Origin of the sequence: Streptomyces sp. NPDC014889, assembly GCF_043081205.1 — a bacterium.
Taxonomy (GTDB): Bacteria; Actinomycetota; Actinomycetes; order Streptomycetales; family Streptomycetaceae; genus Streptomyces.
Genome location: NZ_JBIBWH010000016.1, coordinates 19,659 through 34,695, shown reverse-complemented (window position 1 = coordinate 34,695; position 15,037 = coordinate 19,659). Strand labels below are relative to the sequence as shown.

General features: G+C 67.4%; 11 protein-coding genes and 7 pseudogenes. 10 read left to right on the top strand and 8 right to left on the bottom strand.

The features are described 5' to 3' along the window. Positions 1-124 precede the first annotated feature (124 nt). Positions 125-1,522: an MFS transporter gene (locus tag ACF09J_RS28710; RefSeq protein WP_392308356.1), complete on the bottom strand. Its 1,398-nt coding sequence runs from the start codon at positions 1,520-1,522 to the stop codon at positions 125-127. 477 nt (positions 1,523-1,999) lie between these two features. Here ACF09J_RS28710 and ACF09J_RS28705 point away from each other — a divergent pair, with 477 nt between their 5' ends. Then, positions 2,000-3,466: a PHB depolymerase family esterase gene (locus ACF09J_RS28705; protein WP_392308355.1), complete on the top strand. Its 1,467-nt coding sequence runs from the start codon at positions 2,000-2,002 to the stop codon at positions 3,464-3,466. A gap of 583 nt (positions 3,467-4,049) precedes the next feature. Here the strand turns inward: ACF09J_RS28705 and ACF09J_RS28700 are convergent. Further along, positions 4,050-4,612, bottom strand: a pseudogene (locus tag ACF09J_RS28700) (transposase family protein). A 219-nt stretch (positions 4,613-4,831) separates the two neighbouring features. Between ACF09J_RS28700 and ACF09J_RS28695 the strand changes: the two are divergent. Beyond that, positions 4,832-5,137: a hypothetical protein gene (locus ACF09J_RS28695; protein ID WP_376496319.1), complete on the top strand. Its 306-nt coding sequence runs from the start codon at positions 4,832-4,834 to the stop codon at positions 5,135-5,137. Between the two features lie 248 nt (positions 5,138-5,385). On the opposite strand, the gene ACF09J_RS28690 is transcribed toward ACF09J_RS28695, so the two are convergent. Then, on the bottom strand, positions 5,386-6,852 hold the full coding sequence (locus tag ACF09J_RS28690) for a non-reducing end alpha-L-arabinofuranosidase family hydrolase (RefSeq protein WP_392308354.1): 1,467 nt from the start codon (positions 6,850-6,852) through the stop codon (positions 5,386-5,388). Positions 6,853-7,556: 704 nt separating this feature from the next. On the opposite strand from ACF09J_RS28690, the gene ACF09J_RS28685 reads away from it, so the two are divergent. Next, entirely contained in the window at positions 7,557-8,987 is a 1,431-nt protein-coding gene (locus tag ACF09J_RS28685; protein ID WP_392308353.1) for an endo-1,4-beta-xylanase, read from the top strand. A gap of 230 nt (positions 8,988-9,217) precedes the next feature. Here the strand turns inward: ACF09J_RS28685 and ACF09J_RS28680 are convergent. From ACF09J_RS28680 to ACF09J_RS28660, 5 genes and pseudogenes are all read right to left on the bottom strand, one after another. Next, positions 9,218-9,497: pseudogene (locus ACF09J_RS28680) on the bottom strand (DUF4246 domain-containing protein); the annotation flags it as partial. A 146-nt stretch (positions 9,498-9,643) separates the two neighbouring features. Then, positions 9,644-10,021: a nuclear transport factor 2 family protein gene (locus ACF09J_RS28675; protein ID WP_392308352.1), complete on the bottom strand. Its 378-nt coding sequence runs from the start codon at positions 10,019-10,021 to the stop codon at positions 9,644-9,646. Positions 10,022-10,205: 184 nt separating this feature from the next. Then, a pseudogene (locus ACF09J_RS28670) lies at positions 10,206-10,346 on the bottom strand (IS701 family transposase); the annotation flags it as partial. Between the two features lie 180 nt (positions 10,347-10,526). Continuing rightward, positions 10,527-10,634: pseudogene (locus ACF09J_RS28665) on the bottom strand (DEAD/DEAH box helicase); the annotation flags it as partial. Between the two features lies 1 nt (position 10,635). Beyond that, positions 10,636-11,104: pseudogene (locus ACF09J_RS28660) on the bottom strand (hypothetical protein); the annotation flags it as partial. An 84-nt stretch (positions 11,105-11,188) separates the two neighbouring features. On the opposite strand from ACF09J_RS28660, the pseudogene ACF09J_RS28655 reads away from it, so the two are divergent. From ACF09J_RS28655 to ACF09J_RS28625, 7 genes and pseudogenes are all read left to right on the top strand, one after another. Beyond that, a pseudogene (locus ACF09J_RS28655) lies at positions 11,189-11,434 on the top strand (hypothetical protein); the annotation flags it as partial. Continuing rightward, positions 11,431-11,673, top strand: coding sequence for a DUF5302 domain-containing protein (locus tag ACF09J_RS28650; protein WP_359391438.1), 243 nt, complete (start codon positions 11,431-11,433; stop codon positions 11,671-11,673). The pseudogene ACF09J_RS28655 and the gene ACF09J_RS28650, both read left to right, overlap by 4 nt. Positions 11,674-12,046: 373 nt before the next feature. Beyond that, a complete protein-coding gene (locus ACF09J_RS28645; protein WP_392308351.1) occupies positions 12,047-12,250 on the top strand; it encodes a hypothetical protein in 204 nt (67 codons plus the stop codon). A 293-nt stretch (positions 12,251-12,543) separates the two neighbouring features. Then, complete coding sequence (locus ACF09J_RS28640) at positions 12,544-13,116, top strand: NADPH-dependent FMN reductase (RefSeq protein ID WP_392308350.1); 573 nt, start codon at positions 12,544-12,546, stop codon at positions 13,114-13,116. A gap of 66 nt (positions 13,117-13,182) precedes the next feature. Beyond that, positions 13,183-13,365 carry a hypothetical protein gene (locus ACF09J_RS28635; protein ID WP_392308349.1) on the top strand — a complete coding sequence of 61 codons (183 nt, stop codon included), beginning with the start codon at positions 13,183-13,185 and terminating at the stop codon, positions 13,363-13,365. Between the two features lie 173 nt (positions 13,366-13,538). Then, positions 13,539-14,819 carry a threonine/serine exporter family protein gene (locus ACF09J_RS28630; protein WP_392308348.1) on the top strand — a complete coding sequence of 427 codons (1,281 nt, stop codon included), beginning with the start codon at positions 13,539-13,541 and terminating at the stop codon, positions 14,817-14,819. Next, positions 14,819-15,028 (top strand): annotated as a pseudogene (locus tag ACF09J_RS28625) (aspartate 1-decarboxylase); the annotation flags it as partial. The gene ACF09J_RS28630 and the pseudogene ACF09J_RS28625, both read left to right, overlap by 1 nt. Positions 15,029-15,037 lie beyond the last annotated feature (9 nt).

Here is a 15,037-nt window from a genome sequence, read left to right as displayed (position 1 = left end):
GGCGGGACGCGAGGGACCGGGCGGTACGCGGTCACGGTGACCGCGACGACGCCGACCGGGACCTCGCGGGACGGAAGGAGCGGCGCGTCCGCCCAGCGGCGGGCCGGGGAGCAGTGACCGCCCGTCAGGCGGACGCCGCCGTCCGGTGGTCCCGGGCGGCCTGCCCGGCGGAGCCGCCCGGTTCGATCGAGGCCAGGTCCCTGCCGCGTGTCTCGCGGGAGGCGACGACGGCGATCACGGTGATCAGGGCGGCGAGACCCACGTACACCGAGATCGGGACGGAGTTGCCGTAGGAGCCGAGCAGCGCGGTGGCGATCAGCGGGGCGGGGGCGCCGGCCGCCACCGAGGAGAGCTGGGCCCCGATGGAGGCGCCGGTGTAACGCATCCGGGTGGCGAACAGCTCGGAGAAGAACGCCGCCTGGGGCGCGTACATGGCGCTGTGGAAGATCAGGCCGACGGTGACGGCCAGGACCAGCGCCGGGAACGACTTGGTGTCGAGCAGAGCGAAGAAGGCCCACGACCACAGGCCGACGCCGACCGCGCCCACCAGGTACACGGGCTTGCGTCCGATCCGGTCGGAGAGCGCGCCGAACAGCGGGATCAGGCAGAACTGCACGGCAGAGCCGATCAGTACCGCGTTCAGCGACGTCTGCTTGTCGATCTTGAGATGCTCCACGCAGTAGGCGAGGACGAAAGCGGTGATCACGTAGTACGAGATGTTCTCGGCCATCCGCGCGCCCATCGCGACCAGGACGTCCCGCCAGTGGTTGCGCACGACCGCGACGAACGGCAGCTGCTCGGCCCGCTGCTCCGCCTTGCGGCGCTCGGCCTTGACCAGCGCCTCCTTGAACAGCGGGGACTCGTCGACGGACAGCCGGATCCACAGACCGATCACGACCAGCACGGCGGAGAGCAGGAACGGCACCCGCCAGCCCCAGGAGTTGAACGCGTCGTCGCTGAGCACGGTGGTCATCAGGGAGAGCACCCCGACGGCGAGCAGGTTGCCGGCCGGCGCGCCGCCCTGCGGCCAGGACGCCCAGAAGCCGCGTCGCTTCGCATCACCGTGTTCGGACACCAGCAGTACTGCCCCGCCCCACTCGCCGCCGAGGGCGAAGCCCTGGACCAGGCGCAGCGTGGTCAGCAGCAGGGGAGCCGCGACACCCATCGTGTCGTAGCCGGGGACACAGCCGATCAGGGCGGTGGAAAGGCCCATCATCAGCAGGCTGATCACCAGGAGCTTCTTGCGGCCGAGGCGGTCGCCGTAGTGGCCGAAGACCACGGCGCCGATCGGGCGGGCGGCGAAGCCGATGGCATAGGTGAGGAAGGACAGCAGGGTGCCGGTCAGCGGGTCCGCCTCGGGGAAGAACACGCGGCCGAATACCAGGGCGGCGGCCGAACCGTAGAGGAAGTAGTCGTACCACTCGATGGTGGTCCCGATGAGGCTGGCGGCGACGATCTTGGGCAGACCGCCCGCCCTTCCGGAGGTGTCCGGGCCGTTCACCGCGTTGTGAGCGCTGGACATGGTAGTCACCGTTTTTCGAAGTGGGAGGGGAGCCGATGGCCGAACACGGTAGGTAGGAACCATGAGGTGAGACATATGAGTCGTCGACACACTTTCGAAATATGAGATGGGTTCAGCCACCATGTGCCGGCGCTAGGCCGGCGCCCCAGCGGGGCCCTGTCCGCCTGCACCAGCAAAGCGAAAAGCGCGGGTGAACCGGCCCGCGTGGCCCGTCACATGTCACAGCGTCACCGCTGACACCATGGGCGTACGAGCCACGCCGGGCACCGCAGACCTGGCTGCCCCTCACATGTCGCGGAGGGGCCGGCCGGTCGTACGGTCCGCTTCCAGCAAGCCGGTACGACAGCGGGCCGGATGCGGCCGGGTGCCGCGCCGGTCGGCCGAAGTGACGGGCGCGGGACGGAGCCGGGCGGGGTGGGACCGCCGGGCGGCGCGCGCGCCCGCGTCCCCCACCCCACCATTCATCGGAGTCGCACCATGCTTCACTCCACCTGGCGAGGTTTCTTCCGGCGCACCGCACTGGCCGCCGCTCTGGGCGCCTTCGCCGCGGGCCTGACCGCCGTCACCCCCCTCGCGTCGAGCGCGGCGGCCGCCGGTACCCTCCAGCAGGTCACCAACTTCGGCTCGAACCCCGGCAACCTGGCGATGTACGAGTACGCGCCGTCCGATCTCCCCGCCGGCGCACCGCTGGTCGTGGCTCTGCACGGGTGCACCCAGTCGGCGAGCGACTACCACACGCACTCCGGCTGGCAGAAGTTCGCCGACCAGTGGGGCTTCGCCCTGGTCTATCCGCAGACCAACTCGGCCAACAACAGCCTGTCCTGCTTCAGTTGGTTCGACCCGGGCAAGGACACCCGGGGCAAGGGCGAGGCGGCCTCGATCATGCGCATGGTCGACACCGCCGTGGCGCAGTACGGCTCGGACCGCAGCCGGGTCTTCGTCACCGGCCTGTCCGCCGGCGGCGGTATGACCGCGGACCTGCTCGCCGACTACCCGGACGTGTTCGCGGGAGGCGCCGTCGACTCCGGCCTCCCCGCGCAGTGCGCCACCACGCAGGCCGCCGCGTCCGGATGCCAGTACAGCAACCAGAACCTCACCCCGAAGCAGTGGGGCGACAAGGTCCGCAACTCCTACCCGGGGTACTCGGGCCCATGGCCGCGGGTCGCGGTCTGGCAGGGAACGTCCGACACCACCGTCGCCCCGGTCAACGGCACCGAACTGCGCGACCAGTGGACCGACGTCTGGGGCATCGGCCAGACGGCCTCCAGCACCCGGAACCTGACCGGCGGCACCACCGAGAGCATCTACAACGACAGCTCCGGCAAGCCCGCCGTCGCCCTGTTCTCTGTCTCCGGCATGGCGCACGGCCTCGCCGTGAACCCCGGTTCGGGCGCCGACCAGTGCGGCAGCACGGGGGCCTACTACCTCAACTACATCTGCTCCAGCTACCACACCGCGAAGTTCTGGGGCCTGGACGGCAACGGCGACCAGGGCGGCACCGGTTCCCTGCCCGCCCCGACCGGCCTCACGGTGACCGGCACCACCGACACCGGCGCCTCGCTGTCGTGGAACGCCGTCAGCGGCGCCGCCTCGTACACCATCTACCGCAACGGCACGAAGGCCGGCTCCGCGACGGGCACCACGTACACCGACACCGGCCTGGCCACCGGCACCTCCTACAACTACACCGTCGCCGCGGTCGATTCCTCCGGAACCGTCGGCACGTCGTCCACGTCGGTCACGGCGACGACGACAGGCACCACGCCGAGGTGCTACACCGACAACAACTACAACCAGGTGCGAGCAGGACGAGCCCACCAGAGCGGCGGCTACACCTACGCCAACGGCTCCGGCCAGAACATGGGCCTGTACAACGTCGCCATCACCCACACGCTGAAGGAGACATCCCCGGGCTACTTCGTCATCGCCGACTCCGGCTGCTGAACCGGCAGAAGCCACCATGCCTGCGCCGGCCAGGACCATCCCGGCGCAGGCCGCACCGGACGGCGGCCCGGGGACCATGGCGGATGACCCTGTGAAGGACGTTGAGAAACCTGAGTACGTGACAAGATGGTCATCCTGTCCCTCACCCATGTTGAAGAAGGCTCGCCATCCGCAAGGAGTCATGGGGCGGGCCTTCCCCGACGGCTTCCGAGTGGCCGCGGCCGCCGGAGAAACGGGACTACCGGGGCGAGCCGGCCGAGGCGCTGTCGGGGCTGGCCGGACGTGGTGACGCTCTGAGTGCTTCCCGTTCGCGGGCGGTGAGGACGAGATCCTGGCCGCGGGCGCCACCCTCCTCGCACCGAGCGTGACGCGCCGCCTGCCTGTACGACCACCAAAGCAACGTGGGTCGGGGCTCCCACCCCGATCCTGGTCTTCGATGTCCGGGAGCACGCCTTCTGCCTGCAGCGCAGGAACCAGAAGTCCCAGATCAGCGGCGACCGATCTGATCGTCGCTCCGGGTCGCGACTCGTACAGCGCGACCGCTCCGCCTTGAACTCCGGCGGATAGTGAGCTCTTTCCATCCTCAGTCTGGGCCGGCCGGATGAAGGCAGAGGACGGCCTGAACGAGACTGGTGATGCGGGTGGTCGAGCACCGGAGCTTGCGGAGGAGTCGCCAGGACTTGAGGGTGGCAACGGCCTGCTCGACGAGGGCCCGGATCTTCGCGTGGGACCTATTGACGGTCTGCTGGCCGGTGGAAAGCGTCTCCCACCTGCCGCGGTAGGGAACGCGAACCGTGCCTCCGGCGCCCTGGTAGACCTTGTCGGCCCAACAGGGGACGCCGGCCTGGGCCAGCGCGTCGACGTGCCGTGCTCGCGGGCCGCGCGGACATCGTGGATGGCCCCGGGCAGGGCCGGAGATGCCCACAGCAGGCGGCCGAAGGGATCGGCGTGGCCGATGCCGAACCCGGCAGCGAGCCGTGCGTAGGTGTCGCCGCAGCGCAGATGGGCCAGAACCGGGAGGGCCTGGCGTCCCGGCGCCAGGCGCCGCCAGCGCGAGCCGGTCTCCCGGCGGTGGGCGGTCAGTTGATGGGTGAGGTAGCGCAGGTGCGTGTTGGACAGACCGATCGCCGACGGGTAGACAAGCACGCGAAGCTCCTGGTGAGCATGGGGGATCGTGGTCGTGAACCCGTCTATCAGGAGCTCTGCTGTTGGGCGTGACCAGGACCAATGAAGAGTCGGCAGGTTGGCGGAAGCTCGCTGTACCGGCCCCTTTGAGGAAGGAGCTTCGATGAAGGTCCCGCGCACTGCGATGCTCACCTTCGCCGTGCTCACTGTCGTCGGCCTCGCCGTTGGAATGGTCGGCTCTTGAGCGCCCGCCGGTGGATCATCGCCGTCTGGGCGGGGCTGTGTCTGGCCTGCATCGCCGCCACCTCCGCCCTCAACGCCGGGACGTACACGGACAAGCCGGAATCTCCCTCCGAGGAGCCGGTACCGACGGACACGTACGTCGTCGACTGCAAGGCGATCGCCGACGACATCGAACAAGCCCGCGCCGAGGCGGAGCGGGAGCGGCAGGAAGAGCCCTTGAAGGGCAGAGCCACCGCGAAGGCTGTCTGGGTACCAGAGGAGTGCGCGGACGAACTCGAAGACCGTGGCCTGAAGACACGCTGAGGATGGCACTTCCCACGACCGTGCGTCCTGGCGCCTCCCGCGCAAGCCACGATGCAGCACCAACCAGATCACAGACCTGGTCAAAGCCGTCCTCACGCTGAACCTCGCCAGGTTCAGCGTGAGGTTGGAAAAGGCTCAGTGCCTCATGACCACAAGATGTCCGTTCTCAGATTCTCAAGATCCACGATCTCAAGTGTCCAAGATCCGGGGTGAAGCCCCCCTACCGGAGCCGGACCCGCGTCATGCCGTCAGCGCTGCAGCGTCAGCAGACCCGGACGGTAGGGCAGGAGGCCGTAGTCGCCGCCGGAGTTGGGGCTGCGTCCCTGGTAGAGCAACTGCAGATTGCAGGGATCGACGGTCATGGTCTGATCGGAGCTGGTGCGGATCAGTTCGCCATGGCTGATGTCGTTGGTCCAGGTGGCGCCACTGTTGGCCTTGCCGGCGAAGGGATTGCTCTCGGTGGCGGCCTGGGGTGTCCATGAGCCGTTGAGACTGGTGGCCGTGAATGAGCGGAAGTACCGGCCCTGCGAGCCGATCGCCTCGACGATCATGAGGTAACGGTTCTGGCCCTGCAGCTTGTAGACCTGCGGGGCTTCGAACAGGTTGTTCGTCGTATCGCTCATGATCACTGTCGAGGTCGAGCCGAAGCTGCCCGGGAAGTTTCCGATCGGCATACCGGCCCGGTAGATCTTGCCGTTGTCGCCGGCGAAGAACAGGTACATGTTCGTGCCGTCACCGATGAGTGTCTGGTCGATGGGCCCTGTTCCGGAGCTGGAGATGCTTCCGGAGAAGAGCACCTGCTCGGATGACCAGCCATTCGGGTTGGTGGGGTCGCTCGACGTCCGGTAGGAGAAGGCGGTCCCGCCCCACTGGTAGGCGAGCACCCAGATGTTCTTCGGCGCAAAGTAGAAGAGCGTGGGTGCGACGGTGGAATTGGACATCGTGTTCTGGCCGGCCGAGGCCATCTCCGACCAATTAGTGAACAGGCCGAAGTTCATCGAACCCCACCTCGTCCCCGTGTCGTGCGTGGTCGCATAGACGAGTTGTCTGCCGTTGTAGGGGGCGATGGTGAAGTCCTTGAGCGAGACCCACCCCTGCTTGGGCTGCGCCAGCGCGCCCGTTGACGTCCAGCGGTAGGTCGACGGAAGATCACACAGGCCGGGGGTGTCGGCGCCGACCTTGACGAGCTGCCACTGCTGGTTGGTGCCGCCCCAGTCGTCGTACTGGACGATGTTCGCGTTGTCGGCGGTGGAGGCGCCCTGTACTTCGAGGGCCTTGTTGCTGTGGCGCGAGATGAGCCTTACGTAGCCGTCCGCGCTGTCGGCCAGCCGCCACTGCTGGTTGGTGCCGTTCAGGTCGGCCCACTGGACGATCGAGCCGCCGTTCGCGGTGGACCAGTTGTAGACGTCCAGCACCTTGCCCGAGTGGCGGGACTTGATGCGGTAGTAGCCGTCCCCGGAATCGACGAACTGCCACTGCTGCTGGCTCTGGTTGTTCCTGGTCCACTGGGTGATGCGGGCGCCGTCGTCGGTAGCCATGTTGTAGACATCCAGGGCTTTGCCGCTGTTGCGGTTGACCAGCACATACGAGGCGTTGGGGTCTACGGTCGCGGCCTCGGCGGGCTGGGCACCCAGGAAGGTGGCCACGAGCAGCAAGGGCGCAAGGACGCCGAGTAAGCGTCTTGGACGGACCGGGGACGGGTGGAGAAACCACATCGGAGGGCCTCCTTGGGGACGGGGTGAGGTGACGCCGATGAACCGCGGAGCGGCCGTGCCGGGGACGGGGACAGGTTCGAAAGTTTCGAAGTCGTCCCGGTTCGGTGACGCCACAAGCTAGGAAGGCAGGGCCCTCTGGTCAAGGTCTGTCGTCAATCTGTCCACAAACAGATCCTCCCCTTCGGGCATGACAAGCTGTCGCGCCGACCGCAAAGCCCCCAGCAAGTTCGCCATACGGCTCGCCAGTCCAGGGATCCGCCCGGCTGAACGGGGATTCGAAAGTTTCGGCCGAAGAGTAGAAACTTTTTCTCGCCGAGGGTTGACGAGTCACCGTCAACACCTCAACATCCTGTCTGGTAAACCGACCGTAGGCCGAGATTTCGAACCACACTGTCCTGGGCAGACTGCGCAGCACGGCAGATCCGCGCACCAAAACACCTGCGCCACCCCGTTCTTCGTTCCGGTGAGGCTCGCACCGACGCATCCTGACGCTTCGTACAGTCGGAGAGGTAAGCGACGCCGCGTGACGCCACCCGGCTGAGCCGCGATGGAGTACCCCCGCGCCTGTGTCGAGAGACCGCTGCCGCCCGGTGTACGTCACTCGGCGGCCGACCGGGCGCCGTCCGTGCCGGTTGAGATCCTCCCGGGTCCCACGACCGCGGTGTCCGGTGATTCCGTTATTTCTACCTTGGAGGCACACAGTCATGGGTTCTTATGCCCTTTCCAGACCCGTCGTCCGACGGAAGATCCGCGTTCTGCTGTTGGCGCTGGTCGCCGGCGTCCTCGGCGTGGTCGCCGCACTGGTCTCGCCGCCGACCGCACACGCCGCCGAGAGCACGCTCGGCGCCGCGGCGGCGCAGAGCGGCCGCTACTTCGGCACCGCCATCGCCTCGGGCAAGCTGGGCGACTCGACGTACACGACGATCGCGGGCCGTGAGTTCAACATGGTGACGGCCGAGAACGAGATGAAGATCGACGCCACCGAACCGCAACGGGGCCAGTTCAACTTCACCGCCGGTGACCGCGTCTACAACTGGGCGGTGCAGAACGGCAAGCGGGTGCGCGGCCACACCCTGGCCTGGCACTCCCAGCAGCCCGGCTGGATGCAGAGCCTCAGCGGCAGCGCACTGCGCCAGGCGATGATCGACCACATAAACGGCGTGATGGGCCACTACAAGGGCAAGATCGCCCAGTGGGACGTCGTGAACGAGGCCTTCGCCGACGGCAGTTCGGGAGCCCGGCGCGACTCCAACCTGCAGCGCACCGGCAACGACTGGATCGAGGTCGCCTTCCGCACCGCGCGCGCCGCCGACCCGTCCGCCAAGCTCTGCTACAACGACTACAACGTCGAGAACTGGACCTGGGCCAAGACCCAGGCCATGTACGCCATGGTGCGGGACTTCAAGCAGCGCGGCGTGCCGATCGACTGCGTCGGCTTCCAGTCGCACTTCAACAGCGGCAGCCCCTACAACAGCAACTTCCGCACCACCCTGCAGAACTTCGCCGCCCTCGGCGTCGACGTGGCCATCACCGAACTCGACATCCAGAGCGCCTCGGCCACGACCTACGCCAACGTGGTCAACGACTGCCTGGCCGTCCCGCGCTGCCTCGGCGTCACCGTCTGGGGGGTGCGCGACAGCGACTCCTGGCGATCGCAGGACACGCCGCTGCTGTTCAACAACGACGGCAGCAAGAAGCCTGCCTATACCGCCGTCCTCAACGCACTCAACGGCGGCTCCACCACACCGCCCGCGGACGGCGGAACGATCAAGGGCGTCGGTTCGGGCCGCTGCCTGGACGTGCCCGGCACCAGCACCACCGACGGCGCCCAGGTCCAGCTGTGGGACTGCCACAACGGCACCAACCAGCAGTGGACGTACACCGACGCCGGTGAGCTCAGGGTCTACGGCAACAAATGCCTGGACGCCGCCGGCACCGGCAACGGCGCCAAAGTCCAGATCTACAGCTGCTGGGGCGGCGACAACCAGAAGTGGCGCCTCAACTCCGACGGGTCCATCGTCGGCGTCCAGTCCGGCCTCTGCCTCGACGCCGTCGCAGGCGGCACCGCCAACGGCACCCTGATTCAGCTCTACTCCTGCTCGAACGGTAGCAACCAACGCTGGACCCGCACCTGACAAGGCCTGCAAACGAAAGGTTCAAGTGGTGACGGCCCACAGAGCGGCTTCCCTCCTCGCTCCACGAAGACATCGCTGATGGTCCCGGGTCGCCGCCGTGGGGGCGGCGACCCTCGCGATCGGCATGGCCTGGCGGGCGGCGTCACAACCGTCCGGTCTCCGCGGAAGTGCAGGTAGGTGGCCTTCTCCTCAAAGTGAAACGATGTTCCTCACACCGTTCGTTTGCCCCCCACTCGGGCGGACTCATTGGGCAACTCGGGCGGGGTGAAGGCCGGGCGTCCGGGAGGGCCGGGCGGCGGTTCTCCACCGGTCCTCCTGGGTCTCTTCCCGTGCGCGGAGGGCATCTGCGTAGGTTCCTTCATCCCTATAGAAGAATTTATCCGGATAGTCCGGCTCCGAGTCGTACCACCCGAAAGGATCGGCCGCGATCCGCAGGGGCCGCCGATGGCGCAGATCGGTGAGCACGTTCTCTTCGCGATGAGTCTCGGGGTGGACGTTGTTGGCATACGAACAAGGAACGCGCCCGCATCCGCAGCGAGAAGGGCATCCGCTGGGGCGGACGCCCCCTCAACACCGCAGCCTGACCAACCGCGAACCGCAGCCCCCGAGCGCCGAAGGGGGCAAGTTCAGGAGAAGGACAGCGACAGAAGGATGACTCAGGAGGCGGACGGTTCGATCTCCCCCGCAAAGACGATGACCTGGTCGATGAGGCTCCGCCGCAGATGGACGACGTCCGTTCCCGCCAGGCGGGGACCTCCATCCGGCGTGGTGAAGACCCACTGGTACCGGGCCCACTCGTCAGGCATGTCCACCGCCGAGCAGCGCACCATCGTGCCGGTCCCCGCCGGGTGGCGCCGGATGTCCAGCACGAACCGCTCGACCGCCGCGATTCCTTCGCTGCGACCCAACGGCCCCCAGAAGACCACGTCTGAGGTCAGGGACTGGGAGAGCAGGGCAGTCACATAGCTGTCGTCCGAGGCGTTGAACGCGGAGATGAACGTGTCGATCGCGGAGCGTGCAATCTCTTCCTGCATGCCCCAGTAATACCAGCCGTTTCGCGTGCGCTCGTCCCGCGAGCCGCCTTCCGATCACGGTGAACCATCCCGGTCACAGCACTAGTAGGGCTCCGTTAGGTTGCTCTGGCTCTTGGGTTTGGGCTGGTGGTGGACGTTCTGGGCAGCGGGCGGTGGCAGGTGGTGCAGGTGCCGGTCCAGCAGTTCAGCAGGTCTTGGATGGTGTCGAGGATCTGGTAAAGGGTGAGTCCGCTGTATCGGCTTTTGGGATCAGGCGCTGTTCCGTGAGGAACGCGTGTGCGGCGGTGACCAGGGTGACGTGGTGGTGCCACCCGGTCAATTCTCTTGGTTCTCCCAGCCGGTGTGCGGTGGCGGGAAGAGTACTTCAGCAGACCGATACCGCAGCCGTGGTCCCCGGGCCGGCCGATGCGCCACCGCCGCCCGGCCCGGGGCCACGAGACCCTGCGCGCCCGCTCCGAAGCCATGGTCCACCCCGCGGTGTTCGACGTCATGGGCCGCCGCCCCGCCCACAGGCGAGCGTCTTGCCCGAACCCGTCCGACCTCGGCCCAGGACGTGCCGACCGGCCAGTGCGTTCGGCAGTGTGGCCGCCTGAATCGGGAAGGGCACGGTCACGGGCGACCGTGCGGCCGTGCTGGTGGGCGGCGTCCAGGACCTGCTGGATGCGGTGCACGTGGCTGGCGAAGCTGGAGACGATGACCCGGCGTGGCGCGGTGCGCATCACCTGCTCGATCGCCGGGTTCAGCTCTCGCTCGGAGGTGGTGAAGCCGGGCACTTCGGCGTTGGTGGAGTCGGTGAGGAACAGGTCCACGCCCTCCTCGCCGAGGCGGGCGAAGGCGCGCAGATCGGTGATGCGGTCGTCGAGAGGGAACTGGTCCATCTTGAAGTCGCCGGTGTGCAGCACCATCCCGGCCCGGGTGCGGATCGCGACCGCGAGGCTGTCGGGGATGGAGTGGTTCGTCCAGCCGGTCCCGGATCGAGGTGAAGTCCTGCAGGATCACGTCCACGCCGGGCTGGGTCTCCTCGGGGAAGAGAACGCCGCAGTCGACGATGAGCAGTTTGCCCGCGTGCTCGAAGACGGTCATGTTGCGGCCGATCTCACCCAGGCCGCCCAGGGCGATGACCCGCAGCCCTCCTTCGGGAAGAGGCGGGGCGGCTTTCAGCTCAGGGGCGAAGTGGAGCTGAGCCGGATCACCGGCGCCAAGGCTCCCTCCGGCACCCCGCTGGACGGAGGGCCCGCCGTTCCCCGGCCCAAGAACACCAACGCCCCCTGCCGCGGCCTCGGCAGCAGCAAGGCCTCGGCCGCGAGAGGGATACCCGCCGAAACGGAGCAGGATGATGTTGTCGGCGCCCTGCACTGCGCCCGGCATGACAAGCTGTGCTTGCCCACTCCCGAACCCAGGAGGTCACCATGACCGCAGAGCCCGTATCTACGGAAGGTTCGGAGCCGGCTGCCCCCGAGACGTCCCCTCTGGCGCCGGACAGCGACGGCAACTACGACCTCAAGCGCAAGTTCCGCGAAGCCCTGGCGCGCAAGCGCGGTGCGCAGGCGGACGCCGCCGATGTTGCCGCCAACCCGGATGCGTCGAAGGTGCGTGCGGCGCACGGCCCGGCTGCAAGCCAGCGGTCGTTCAGGCGTAAGAGCGGCGGCTGAGTCGATCAGTCCCGCGATCTGGCCACGTCACCGGCACTCGCGTCATCCACTCGCGCGCCCCGTGCAGTGGCCCGCAACGTGCGCATACCCGTGCGCGCGTTGCGGGCGGGGCGTAGCCGGCGCTCTCGCCTGGGAAATGGCCCAGCTGCGGTTGGCTCGGGTCGGTGGCGCCGCCGCACTGGAATTCCGGGATGAGGGCACTGCCTTGCCGAGGGTACGCGGCCGGTGTCGCGCGTCTGGCGTGCCCGCTGTACCGCTGTGAAAATCGACGGCGGTTGTCCCGCGTGACGGTAGGCACCCGCGTGGCAAGGACGTTCGTTCCCCGTCCTGCTGCGGCTGATCGGGCGACCCCTACCACCCGCACACCCGGGTGGTGCCGGTTGAGCCCGGGAAGATCAAGGAGTACGTGCTGCGGCTCTATCCGTTCGCCGCCATGTTCCAGCCGGGTCACCGCCTGGTGGTGCTGTCGAACGACGAACCGTTGGCTGACGCCTACCAGGCCGCCCGGCAACGCGGCACTGTGGCCCAGGAGATCCCGGTCAACCACAGCCCCCGCTTTGGAAACTGGGTCGCATGAGCCCATGAGCCATCCGGCCGTTTCGCCTCTGACGCCGCGGCACAGCAACTGTCGACCGCCTCGGCGGCAGTCCGCGCAGCCGGCGCGGCTACGGCTCTCGGCGCCCACTGCGCCGGCGCTTCACACCTCCGTCGAAGAATGAGGGCGGGCCGCCATGGGGGCACACGCGGTCACCTGGACGGATCTGCCGGCACGCGCTCCGCTCCCGGCCATGGTTACGTTCCTTGCGGAACTCCCTGCCCGTCGAGCCGGGATACGAAAGAACGCCATACGTGCATAGAATCGAGGAACCGATGACGACGTACAGGGTCGGCTACTTCATCGGAAGCCTGGCGACTCACTCCATCAATCGGACGCTCTCAAAGGCTCTTATCCGACTGGCTCCGCCCGATTTGGATTTCTTTGAGATTCCGATCAAGGATCTCCCCCTGTACAGTTACGACTACGACAGCGACTATCCTGCCGAGGGTAAGGCGCTCAAGGGTGCCATCGCCTCCGCCGACGCCATCCTGTTCGTGACCCCGGAATACAATCGGTCCATTCCGGGTGCCCTCAAAAACGCCATCGACTGGGCCAGTCGCCCCTGGGGGAGCAACTCGTTCGCGCACAAACCCTCCGCTGTGATCGGAGCGTCCCCCGGTGCCCTCGGCACTGCCCTCGCCCAGCAGAGCCTGCGCGGTGTCCTAAGCTTTTGCGACTCGCCGCAAATGAATGCACCGGAGGCGTATGTCAGATTCAAGCCCGATGTTTTCACCCGTGAGGGCGAAGTCGTCGACGAACATACGGAACATTTCCTCCGAGACTTTATGGAGGAATTCAGGGATCACGTTGTCCGGGTTCTCACTGTGCTTCCGAGAAAGTCTTGAGGCGTGCGGGTTGCGTTCGGCATGCTCATGAGAGGATAGGAAGGGGTTCATGTGGGTCGGCCACAGATGAACGAAGAGCGCTTCTACCTGTATCCCATGAAACGTGTGGCTGCCGTTCTGGGTGACGAGGAACGGTACACGGCTACCTGCCGCGACGTGGAACAAGCCGGGATCAATCCGTCCCACGTGAACGTGCTCAAGGGGCCGGAGGGGCAGCGACTTCTGGATAGCCCCACTGTGCTGCCTTGAGCCAGGGCAAAGGGGCTGATTTTCGTTCCGGTCCGGAGCAAGGACGAGGCCAGCCCTTGAGTTCCTGAGCGGTGCGGGCCTGTCCGACGGTGTCGTCCGAGGACGTCCTCGGGATGCCGCCCTGCGGGCCGCCGCGCACCCTGGTGTTCCCGTAGCCGGCAGAGGAGGCGGACATGGGGCATGCGGCCGCCGGCCTGGATGATCTGACCGCCTTCCTGGCCCGCCTGACCGCCTTGCTGCTGCGTTCTTCCGGCGAGGGCGCCTACTCCATCGAGCGGGCTGTGGGCACCAGCGCTCGGGCCTTCGGTGGCCAGGCGTCCCTGGTTCTCGTGCCTGAAGCGGCCGTGCTCTCGATCGCCGCGGCCGACGGTCGCATGCGGACCGTCTGCGTGCACGGCTTCCCGGAGGTAATCCGGCTCGACCAAGTAGCGGCGCTCAAGCCCTTCCTGGCCGACGTGGAGGCGGGCAAGCTCGGGGTGGCCGAGGCCGACCGCAGGCTGTCACGCATCGAGGCCGCACCGCCGCCGTACCCCTGGTGGCTCAAGTTCCTCGGCGTCCTGCTGTTCTCCCTGGGCTTCGCCCCGCTGGTCCAGCCCACGTGGTACGAGATCACCACCACAGCCGTCCTGGGCGCGATCGCCGCGGCGCTCGTGGTCGCCGCCGTTCGCGCGCCGCGACTGTCCAAGATCCTCCCCCTGGTGGTCTCGGCCGTCGTCTCCGTCGTCACCATCGAAGTGTTCACCGGCGATCCGGCACACGGCGGCCCGGTCCTGCTAATGCTCCCGGCGCTGTTCTACTTCGTTCCCGGTGACTTCCTCAGCGCATCGACCACCGAGCTCGCCGTCGGCCTCATCACCACCGGCGCGATCCGACTCGCGTACTCCATATTCCTGCTCGTCCAGCCCTACCTCGGCGTCCTGCTGGGCATATTCGCCACCGGCACCCCCCTCAACGCCCTCTTCGACACCGCCGCCAGCGCCGACCTACCCAAGTGGGCACTGATCCTGAGCGGGATCGCCTTCACCGCCGGCACAGTCCTGGCCTTCGCGATCCCCTACCGCTTCTTCGGGATTCTTCTCGTGTCGGTCTACGCCACCGTAGGGGTGCAGTCGCTGATCACCGAACTAATCCGGGAGACCGGCGGCACATTCGTCGCTGCCGTGGTGCTGGCCGCCGCGGCCACTCTGCTGGACCGCAACCCGGCCCTCCCACCTCGATTGATCCTCATCCTTCCTGGCTTTTTCACTCTCACCGTCGGCTCGCTGGGCCTGCGCGGCCTGACCACCCTGGCCGGCGGCTACGTCATCGAAGGCTTCCAAGACCTGCAAAAACTCGTCACGATCGTCACCGCCATCGCCATCGGACTGGTCGTCGGTATGGCACTCACACATGCCCGCACCACAACGCGGCCTACATCCCCCAACGCCCCCTCGATGTCCCAGCGACCGCCCTGATCAACGGGGCCGCCGCGCATCTCGTCCACCCCGGGGACCTGGTGATCGTCATCAGCTATGCCCAGGTCACCGACGCCGAGGCGCGGGCACTTCGGCGGCGGGTCGTTCACGTCGACGCGGAGAACCGTATCGTGGCGCTCGGCGCCGACGCCTCCGAGCCGGTGCCGGGTTCCGGCCAGAAGCGCAGCCCGCAGGCCGTATCAAGCTGATCGACCAGG